We start from the raw sequence: 10196 nt of genomic DNA, 5'->3' as shown, positions 1-10196 counted from the left end.
GAACGGGGCCTTGCTGTCCTTGTCCGACAACGAGGGATTGGCCAGTGGCCAGTCGACGGCCAGCTCGGCATCATTCCAGCGGATGCCGGCGTCGGCCGCGCCGTCGTAATGGGCCGTGCACTGGTAGACGAACGTGGCCGGGCCAGAGAGCACGGCAAAACCGTGCGCGAACCCTTCCGGCACCCAGAAGTGACGCTTGTTCTCAGCCGACAGGATGGCCGCGGCCCACTGACCGAAACTTGGGGAGCCTTTGCGGATGTCGACCGCGACGTCATAGACCTCGCCTTCAAGAACGCTGACCAGCTTGCCCTGCGGATTCGGCCACTGGTAGTGCAAGCCACGCAGCACGCCTTGCTCGGAGCGCGACACGTTGGTCTGCACGAAGCGCAAGTCTAGGCCCGCTTCGGCAAAGCGATTGGCGTTGAAGCTCTCGTAGAAGAATCCGCGATCATCACCGTGGACCTTGGGCTCGATGACCACGCAGCCTTCAAGCGGCGTCTTGATCAGCCTCATGCGGGACGGCCCTCGCGCACGAGTTCCTGCAGGTATTGACCATAGGCATTCTTGGCCAGTGGAGCGGCCAGGTGCAAAACCTGCTCGGCATCGATCCAGCCCTGCGAATAGGCAATCTCCTCAGGGCAGCAGATCTTCAGGCCCTGGCGGTTCTCGATGGTTTGCACGTAGCTCGATGCTTCGACCAGTGATTCATGCGTACCGGTATCCAGCCAGGCGAAGCCGCGCCCCATGCGTTCGAGCATCAGCGAGCCGTCTGCCAGGTAGCAGCGATTCAGATCGGTGATTTCAAGCTCACCGCGCGGCGACGGTTTCAGATCGCGTGCGAAATCAGCCGCGCGGCCATCGTAGAAATACAGGCCGGTCACCGCCCAGTTCGATTTCGGCTTGGCCGGCTTTTCCTCGAGGCCGATGACGCGCCCATCGGCATCGAACTCGGCCACGCCATAGCGTTCCGGATCACGTACCCAGTAGCCAAACACGCTGGCGCCGTCCGTACGTGCGTCTGCCGCAGAGAGCAGTCGGGTCAGGCCATCGCCGTAATAGATGTTGTCGCCAAGAATCAGACAGCTTGGATCGTTGCCGACGAAGTCACGACCAATCAGATAGGCCTGGGCCAGGCCGTCCGGTGATTCCTGCACGGCATAGCGAATCGAGAGTCCCCACTGCGAACCATCGCCCAGCAGTCGCTGGAACAGGGCTTGCTCATGCGGCGTGTTGATGATCAGGACATCGCGGATGCCGGCCAGCATCAAGGTGCTGAGCGGGTAGTAGATCATCGGCTTGTCGTAGACCGGAAGCAGCTGTTTGCTGACCGACTGGGTCAGCGGATACAGCCGGGTACCGGATCCACCAGCGAGAATGATGCCGCGTCGTGATGTCACCACAGGAGCCTTGCGCGTGATTTCGGGCCGGCTATTGTAGGCGGCGACGCTGGTTGGCGCTCGCCCGGTCGCCAAAATTTCGCCATACCACTGATTTCCATGCCTTTCCTGGCAAGCTAGCGAGTCTGGCGACAGCGATGACTGAGCAGGCTGGCAACTTGTTCAGGCGAGTGCGAGACATAAGGCGAAACGGGCCGAAAAGCGCTATTTACCGCGGCGAATGAGCAAATGAGGTGCGTTCCGCCGCAAAATCGTGCCATCTGGGTCGAACTTCAATAGCCTGTCAGGCGATTCCCAGGCCTTCGATCTGGCCTATGGCCTCGGGGTCGAACCCGGCCAGCTCGGCAAAGCAGCGGCCGCGTTCGGCGTAGTCGTGAAACTGGTCGAAGCTCGGAGCGCCGGGCGAAAGCATGATTACCCCGCCTGCCGGTGTCTGCTTGCGTGCACAGGCGACCGCAGCGGAAAGATCAACGCAAACCTCCACACGGCAATCCGGATTCGTGGCACGCAGCAGGTGGCCGATGCGTGCCGCATTGGCCCCATTCGCGATGATCAGGTGCGGCGGCTTCGACAGGGCATAGTCGGCAAAGACCTGCCAGTCCAGTCCGCGCTCATGTCCGCCGACGATGACGCAGACTTCACGATCAGGCTGGCTTCGGAGCGCCTCGATCGTGGCCTGCGGCGTCGTCGCTATGCTGTCATCAATCCAGATACGGGACTCGCGCTCACCCAGCGTCTGCAATCGATGTGGCAATGGCGTGAAGGTGACCAGGTGTTGCGCTGCGGCCATCGCGTCTTCGCCGAGCGTCTCCAGCGCAGCGAGTGCCGCGCAGGCATTCATCGCATTGTGCCATCCGGGCAATGGCAGTCGTGACCGCTCGAATACCGCCTGCCCGCCGCGACGAATCTGCTCGGCGTCGAGATGCCAGCCTTCGGTATTTCCAAAAAGTTCTCTGCGTGGATGGCGGTTCGTGCGACGCAGGAGATCGACCTGGTTGGCGTTGACCAACAGCGTGTCCGAGACAACGGCCATGGCCAGCTTGTCGCTCACATAGCGCTCGCGACTGCCGTGCCAATCCAGGTGCTCTTCCTCGATATTGGTGATCACGCCGAGCGTCAGATGATCGACCTGGCGGGTCTGGAAGCTGGAAAGTTCCAGCACCCACCAGTCAGGTTCTTGCGAAGGATCCAGAAGCTCGAGCACCGGAAGGCCGATGTTGCCGGCCAGCGCGGTGCGTCGGCCAATGCCGCGCAACAGATGTGCAATCAGCGCGCTGGTCGTGCTCTTGCCCTTCGTACCGGTAACCCCGATCACTCGGGCGCCGGCATGTTCCGCGAACCACAGCGCGGTCGCCGAGCTGAAACGCGTTCCGTTTCGCTGCGCATCAAGCAACTCCGGTCGATAGCCGCCAATACCCGGGGACTTGATGACCAGGTCGAATGCGGAGAGGTCGGCTGCCGTGGGTGGCGTGGTGATGAAACGGTCCAGCGCATTGCCGACCATCAGGAATTCGGCTTCGGCATCACCACAGAAGATCGTCAGCATCAGTTTCGGAAGGCGTTGCCGCAAGACCTTGTAGGCTGCATGGCCTTCGCGCCCCAGCCCCCAGATGGCGACGCGCAAACCTGCGAGATCGGCAATACGCATTGCTCAGGCGCGCTCGACTTCGGCAACCAGGCGCGAGGGAATTCCGTGCTCGCCCTCGGCCAGGAGCAGGGGTGCAAGCGCCACGTCCGTGGCATCCAGCTGGGGCAGGATCTCGTGCGAAAAGCGTTCGACGATGGCATCCTCGCGCCACTCGGCTCGCGTACTCAAGGTGCTCATGGCCGCGCGCGATTCCCGACCTTCGCCGACACACTCGAAGGGCTTGTGATCGCGGTACTCGATCAGGGAATCAAAGCCACCTGCCTGAGCGGGATCGTCCAGCAGGTTGCGTCCGAAGATGCCGAGCAATCGCGGCTTGGGCATGAACGGCGCCAGTGCGAGGAATACGAAATGACATTTGGGACACTGGCCGCACCAGCGATCCGAAGGCTTCGGGCCAAGGATGCGGAAGTTGCGATTGCAGCTTGAAAACACATCGTCATAGCAATTGTTGCGTGCGAACCGCGAGGCTACCGCCAACTCTGAAAGCGGCCGCAGCAGCGAGTAATAGTTTAGATCGGCAGCGACACTTGAATGCACGAGATCGCGGAAGCCGTGCTCGAACTCCCAACCCTTGCTCCACTGATGGTTGATCGGCACGCCGTCGTATTCCAGCGTTGCGCTTGATGCCGATCGCTCGTTCGAGAACGCGATCGCGTCATGTCCGTAGAGGATTGCAGCAAGCACAAGGATCGCGGAATTGATCGCAGTTACCGGGATATGACCGTTCAGGGCACCTCCACGGTTGTACTCGAACAGCAGCGGCGAAATGGCTCGTGAGATGTTGAGCATCGGCAGGCCGGTGCGTAGCGCGCAGGATTCGATCAGCGCGGAGCTGCCGATCCATACCGCCGTTGCGCTCTCGCCCACCGACTTGAGGATCTCGACGCTGACCAGGGAATCCTTGCCACCACCGATCGGTACCAGCGTGTTGGGTGGCAGCCCTATCGACTTGGCCGCAGGAAGAACATCCGGGCTGACACCCTCTGGAAAACGGATCCTGCTGCGCAGATCGAGCTTGTTGTGATAGGCGAACTCGCCAAGCCCGTGCAGGTATAGCGCATTCAGGAAGTCTGCCGTTGTGGCGTCAATCGCGACGCTTTCGACAACGATCTCATCAGGCACGCCCGCCTTGTAGTAACTGACTCCGGCGATCAGATGCAGCAGATCCAGCGCGGCCCTGAATGCCGCCTCGCGTTCGGGCGGCAAATCGGGCGCATGCGGAAATCCGATCCTCTCGATCAGTTCCGGGCCATCATCGAACGCGTATACCAGCCTCGCTTCGCAATCGATGTATTCGCTGCGCACGAAGCGGAAGGTCTTTGCCGCACGTGGGTCGGGATGGTTCACAAGCACTCCTCGGCAGCCGGCTCACGCAGGTTGTAGCGCGATCCCATCACGGCGCCATACGCGCCTGCTTCCGCAATCAGGATCACATCGCCCTCATGACACACGGGCAGGCGCCGGTTGTTGCCAAGCACATCGCCGGTTTCGCAGATCGGGCCGACGATCTGGACCAGGCCATCAGAGGGTGCATCGAGCCTGCTCAGGTTGACGATCTCGTGCCAGGATTCGTACAGCGCCGGGCGAATCAGGGAGTTCATTCCCGCGTCGATACCGACATAACGCACATCCCCCTTGCGCTTGGTCTGGGTTACTTTCGCCAGCAGCACGCCCGCTTCCGCAACGAGATAACGTCCCGGCTCCATCCACAACTGGAACTGCGGATAGGCCTGCTTGACTTCGTCCAGCGCCGTTCCCAGTGCGGCAAGATTCAGCGGCACATCCTCGGGGCGCGACGGCACACCTAGCCCGCCACCAAGATTGAGCACGTCGATGCGATTGAACTGTTCGGCAAGGCTCGCAAGCTGGACATAGACGCTGCGCCAGTGCTGCGCGTCAAGGATGCCCGAACCCAGATGCGCATGCAGACCGACGATGCGCGCGCCGCGTTCGCGGGCGAGAGTACGGAATGCGTCGACTTCGTCCAGTGCAACGCCAAACTTCGATTGCGCTCCACCGGTCTTGACCTTGTCGTGATGTCCGCGACCTGCGCCGAGGTCGATGCGCAGGAAAATCTCGCGACCGCCGAAATCGGCGCCCCATTCGGCCATCGGGTGCAAGGCATCGAGGGTGACGCGAACACCGGCAGCGAGTGCGGCACGGTATTCCTCGCGTGGGGCGAAGTTCGGCGTGAACAGAATGCGCTCGACCGGCAGATCCGGCAGCACCCTGCGCAGGGCTTCGATTTCATTCCATGAAACACACTCGAATGCGAAGCCTTCTGCATGCAGCGTGCGCAGGATGTCCGGGTGTGGATTCGCCTTCAATGCGTAGTGCCAGCGATCGACCATGTCGAGCGCACGAAGCCCGCGCGCCTGTTCGCGAACCTGGTCGAGACAATAGACGTAGCGCGGCGTCGATGTTGTGCCCAAGGCAAGCAGCTTCTCGCGATCACGCCGCCACCAGATGTCTCGATGCACAGCGGTAGCGTCTTGTGCCAATTCGCGCCAACTTGGCCCGAAAATGGCCGGATCATCGACACGCATGACTTCGGCACGAATCAGCAAGGCATGCAGGCGCGGGATCAAGGTATCGACGACGGCCTCGTCGATGACGAAGGTCAGGTTGAGATTGTTCGAGGACTGCGAAATCAGATGCACGTCCAGTGCACCGAATTCGGCGAGCACGGCCGACAGTCGATGCAGCATCGCGCGCATGCCACGTCCGACCAGCGTGATCGCGGCACACGGTGCAATCACCTTGACCCGGCAGAACGCTTCAAGATCGGTGCACAGGCGCGCCAGCACATCCGAGTCGAGCAGGTTGTCCGACGGATCGAGCGAAACCGTGACATTGGTTTCGGCCGACCCGATCAAGTCGACGGAGAGGCCATGACGCTTGAACACATCAAACACATCGGAAAGGAAACCGACTTGCTGCCACATGCTGATCGATTCCATCGACACCAGGGTGATGCCCTTGCGCGAACTGATCGCCTTGACGCTGGGCGCGGTCGACTGCGTGTTCCAGACGATTTCGGTGCCGGGCAGATCCGGTCGGTTGGTGTCCTTGATCCGGATTGGCACACGCTCGTCGCGGACGGGATGGATGCATCTGGGGTGCAGGACTTTCGCACCCGTGGTTGCAATCTCCTGGGCCTCGGCGTAATCGAGCCTGGCCAGCAGGCGAGCATCGGGAACCTGGCGCGGATTGGCGCTGAACATGCCCGGCACATCGGTCCAGATTTCGACCGCTTCGGCCTTGAGCAGAGCGCCGAAATAGGCGGCCGAAGTATCCGAACCGCCGCGACCCAACACGGCCGTTGCAGCTTCCCCACGGCGCGCAATGAAACCTTGAGCGATGAAGACATTGCCACGACCTGCCAGCGAAATCACGGTCTGAGGTTCATGGCGAACCCGCACGGATGCAGACAACCATTTCCCCCATTCGGCCTGATTGGGCAGAGCTTCGGCGCGCAAGCACTCACGCGAGTCCAGCCAGTGCGTGGTCAGGCCCAGCGAGTTCAGATAGGCCGCGCCCAGTGTGCTCGAGGCGAGCTCGCCTAGCGCCAACACCTCGGCCTGCCAGGCCAGCTCGCCACCCTTGCGTCGGGGATCTGCGAGCAACTGGTCGAGCTTGGCCATCCATGCATCCACGCCATTGCGCCTGGACAGTCCCATCTCGCCAAACAGCGCATGGTGGCGCGTAACGATCGTGTCGCGAAGCTCGGCGCAGCCCGCCGCGTCCGCGGGAGTCTCACCGATGGCCTTGAGCAGGTCGGTCACGCCAGACAGCGCAGACACGACGACCAGAACGCGCTTGCCAGCCGCCTGATGGGTCGCCGCGATACTCGCGATATTGTCCCAGCGTGGCCGCGTCGACACACTGGTGCCACCAAATTTGATGACCACCCACGGGGCGTCGTGCGGGAGTAGCGTGTCGGATGGATTCACGATGGTGCGTGCGGCCTGGCCCGGGAATGCGAGTCCGCCATTCTTCGCGGCATTGCAGCAAAAGGCAATGCGGGCGATGTGGAGTCTCATCCCTGCCGCCCGGAACCATCCAGTCAATGGGCCGTTGTGCGTCGCAGGAAATGGCTTCAGCCATGATGCTCTTCTGCAAACGTCACAAAGGGCATCGCGGCTGAAGCCGACTCCTACAGGAGCAGACTACGAGGAAAACCGGCACATCACGTCAATGATGATGCTCGTGCGCGTCGCCAGCCGTTTCATCTGCTGATCGCACCGTGAAGACCGCCTTCACGTGCTGTCCATCAGACAGCTCGAAGTCGATGCTGACCGAATCGCCCGGAGCAACCGTGGAAACAGGATCCATCAGCATCAGATGGTTGCCGCCTGGCGCGAACGTGAATGTCTTGCCAGGATCGATGGTGACGTCCTTCAAGGGGCGCATGCGCGCCATGCCATCTTCGACAATGGTCTGGTGGAGTGAGACTTCGCCGAATCGGTCGCTCCTTGCAGAGACGACGCCGACCGTTTGGTCACCCGAATTCTTCAGATCCAGATAGCCGGCCATTGCGCTGGCTCCGGGCGGTGCCTGCGGAATCCAGGCATTGGAGACTTCAAGGGTGCCGGCAGCGTGAGCCGCGCCGAACGCCATCAACAGGGTCAACAGCACGCCAAAGTGCTTCCGATAAACCATGATCACCTCCATCGTTGAGACTGCATGATATCGCCACGTCCTGCGCGAATCCGGCAGCAAATTGCCGCAGCCGGTTCCATGCTGCTGAAATCCGGGGCGCGGCCTGACCTATACTGCTGTTCCATACTGCGGCGAATGGCTTGCTGATTGGCTGCTCCCTGAACCCGGGACAGTCCAAGCTTCGGCTCCGCTCCCGTTTCCACCCACCTGTTTGTTTCATCAATCGAAGGCGCCCCCATGACCGTACTGGAAACCCTCCGCCACGACGATATCCACGAACTGCGCCTTTCGCGTCCGCCGGTGAATGCACTCAATCCGGAATTGGTCAGCACGTTGCGCAAGGCCGTAATCGCGGCACCAGGCCAGGGCGCGCGCGGCATCGTTCTGTCGGGTCACGCAGGCATGTTCTCGGCCGGCCTGGACGTGCCGACCCTGTTGCAACTCGACCGCGCCGCGATGGGTGAGTTCTGGACCGAATTTGTCGGCCTCTGCGAGGCACTGGGACGCTCACCCATTCCCGTCGTCGCTGCAATCACCGGCCACAGTCCGGCCGGCGGCGCCGTACTTGCCCTGTTTTGCGACTACCGCATCATGGCCCGTGGTGCATTCCGGATTGGCCTCAATGAAGTGCAGGTCGGTCTTGTCGTACCTGAAGTCATCCAGGCTGCCATGCGTCGACTGATCGGCGCACACCGGGCCGAGCGCCTGATGGTCGCCGGGGCGATGGTCGATGCCGAGGAAGCGTATCGGATTGGACTGGTCGATGAACTCATCGACACCGAGCTCGTGGTCGGTCGCGCCGTCAGCTGGCTGCAGGACTTGCTCAAGAAGCCAGCCCAGGCCATGAGCGAAACCCGCCGCATTGCTCGCGCCGACCTGCACGCAGAATTCGACCGCGTTGCCGAAATAAAGAGCGACGCGTTCGCCGAACGCTGGTTCTGCGACGAAGCACAGATCGTGCTCAAGGACATGGTTGCCAAGCTGAAAGCCAAGCGTGGCTGAGCAATCATGGCATGCAACTCGTGCGGGATCATGCCTGGGCTTGACTGAGGAACAGTTGTATCCTGCACTTCTGCTGCTTGCAGGAAAAAGTGCGTCAACCCACACGCTCCACGATGTGAGTTCAGGGCAGCGGCCGGAACAAGACTCAGGCTTGAATATCAGGGAGGATGCTTGTCATGTCGGGAAAATGGCTCAGGAATTTCATTGTTGCAACTACTTGCGCAGGGTTGCTGTGCGCTCAAACGGCCTCTGCACAAGTGCTCTGGAGTAGCACATGGAACGTCACCACTCCGCTGTTGCTTGATACCTATCCCGAACCGAGTCTGTTTTTTACCGAAGACGGCGGTGCAATTCTTGGTTCCCTGCCCCTATCGGCCGGCGACCGGAAAACCACGCGAATCAATGCAAATGCGGGCGTGCTGTGGAGCTCAAGCCTCTACGGATATCGAGGCTATTTCGACCAACCGACCGGCACCGCCCTCGATATGGAAGACGGTGGAGCCGTCGTCACTCTCGGGGCGAGCTGGCCTTATGCCAGCGGCGAAATTTCGCGACTTGGCGCGGACGGAAAAATTCTCTGGTCTCGAAGTGCGCTGGTCGAAACGATATCGCGACTGGACGCGAACCAACTGGTCTACTCGGGCTGCAACATACTAACGGCAGTGGATATCCAAACTGGCAATGCCAACTGGCAAGTTGCGTTCGATCGCAGTCGATACTGTCATGGCAACAGCACATCGATCGATGAATCTCAGAATGTCTATGCATCATTCAGCATGTCGACCGGAAATCAGGTTACCGGATATCGCATTGTCAAGACCGACTCGTCCGGACTCGTCCAATGGAACGTATCGGCCCAGGCAGTTGGAGGAGCATCAATAATTGGCGTGGGCTCGACGGCCCTGTATATGAAATCGGGCTCGCAGCTTATTGCCGCCAGCAAACTTGACGGATCGACGTTGTGGAGCGTTCCAGTTTGGGCAGGCTCGACGATTCTTGTCACCGAGGACGCGGCGGCGGAACCCGTTGTTATCGATACTGCATTTGTACGCAGACTGTCTGCCGCCAACGGAAGTGAAATCTGGAGCGCCAGTACGCCGGCGTGTGTCACTTGTGCCAAAGCGACCATTACTGGCGATTCCGTGGTGGCGCTGGTTAATTTGGGACGAGATCTTGTCAAAATAAATGCTGTCACTGGTGCCATCGAGTGGACGACGGCTTTGCTCGACGAGGATGCCGACGGAAAACCCCTCAAGTGGCTTGGATTCGGCCGCCTGGCCGGCAATCAGTTGCTGGGAGTTGCATCTGCACGCTCCGAAGGGGCCTCCACCGCACACTTCCAGGCTATCAACTTCGACACTGGCGTGCTTCAACTGGCTTCTGAACCATCAGAATTGCCACAGGGGTTGCTCGGCGAAAGCGTCGTTGATGGAAACGACGTATTCGATGCCGCATTTCGTGCGGATGAGGTCAAGAAGGCCTTGCAC

8 protein-coding genes are annotated in these 10196 nt (G+C 60.7%); 2 read left to right on the top strand and 6 right to left on the bottom strand.

Going from position 1 to position 10196, the window contains the following annotated elements:
- From rfbC to WBP53_RS10440, 6 genes are all read right to left on the bottom strand, one after another.
- Positions 1 to 513: dTDP-4-dehydrorhamnose 3,5-epimerase (gene rfbC / locus WBP53_RS10465; RefSeq protein ID WP_423928649.1), on the bottom strand; the 513-nt coding region annotated here is incomplete at its 3' end.
- Complete coding sequence (gene rfbA / locus WBP53_RS10460; protein ID WP_423928647.1) at positions 510 to 1397, bottom strand: glucose-1-phosphate thymidylyltransferase RfbA; 888 nt, start codon at positions 1395 to 1397, stop codon at positions 510 to 512. The genes rfbA and rfbC, both read right to left, overlap by 4 nt.
- Positions 1398 to 1680: 283 nt before the next feature.
- Positions 1681 to 3045, bottom strand: coding sequence for a UDP-N-acetylmuramoyl-L-alanine--D-glutamate ligase (gene murD, locus WBP53_RS10455; RefSeq protein WP_423928645.1), 1365 nt, complete (start codon positions 3043 to 3045; stop codon positions 1681 to 1683).
- Positions 3046 to 3048: 3 nt separating this feature from the next.
- A complete protein-coding gene (gene murL / locus WBP53_RS10450; protein ID WP_423928643.1) occupies positions 3049 to 4392 on the bottom strand; it encodes a UDP-N-acetyl-alpha-D-muramoyl-L-alanyl-L-glutamate epimerase in 1344 nt (447 codons plus the stop codon).
- Entirely contained in the window at positions 4389 to 6950 is a 2562-nt protein-coding gene (locus tag WBP53_RS10445) for a bifunctional aspartate kinase/diaminopimelate decarboxylase (protein ID WP_423928651.1), read from the bottom strand. Before WBP53_RS10445 ends, murL begins: the two co-directional genes overlap by 4 nt.
- Before the next feature lie 289 nt (positions 6951 to 7239).
- Positions 7240 to 7707 carry a copper chaperone PCu(A)C gene (locus tag WBP53_RS10440; protein WP_423928641.1) on the bottom strand — a complete coding sequence of 156 codons (468 nt, stop codon included), beginning with the start codon at positions 7705 to 7707 and terminating at the stop codon, positions 7240 to 7242.
- A gap of 237 nt (positions 7708 to 7944) precedes the next feature.
- On the opposite strand from WBP53_RS10440, the gene WBP53_RS10435 reads away from it, so the two are divergent.
- Together WBP53_RS10435 and WBP53_RS10430 are read left to right on the top strand one after the other, a co-directional pair.
- On the top strand, positions 7945 to 8709 hold the full coding sequence (locus tag WBP53_RS10435) for an enoyl-CoA hydratase/isomerase family protein (protein ID WP_423928639.1): 765 nt from the start codon (positions 7945 to 7947) through the stop codon (positions 8707 to 8709).
- A 176-nt stretch (positions 8710 to 8885) separates the two neighbouring features.
- The coding region (locus tag WBP53_RS10430; protein ID WP_423928637.1) for a PQQ-binding-like beta-propeller repeat protein at positions 8886 to 10196 on the top strand (1311 nt) is incomplete at its 3' end.

This window comes from Dokdonella sp., assembly GCF_049593775.1.
Lineage (GTDB): Bacteria > Pseudomonadota > Gammaproteobacteria > Xanthomonadales > Rhodanobacteraceae > Dokdonella.
This window is presented reverse-complemented; position numbering and strand designations above follow the sequence as displayed.

What these genes read in the sequence shown, in the direction of transcription:
- murD (WP_423928645.1), bottom strand. Translation starts at nt 3,045, where the DNA reads ATGCGTATTGCCGATCTCGCAGGTTTGCGCGTCGCCATCTGGGGGCTG.
- WBP53_RS10440 (WP_423928641.1), bottom strand. Translation starts at nt 7,707, where the DNA reads ATGGTTTATCGGAAGCACTTTGGCGTGCTGTTGACCCTGTTGATGGCG.
- WBP53_RS10435 (WP_423928639.1), top strand. Translation starts at nt 7,945, where the DNA reads ATGACCGTACTGGAAACCCTCCGCCACGACGATATCCACGAACTGCGC.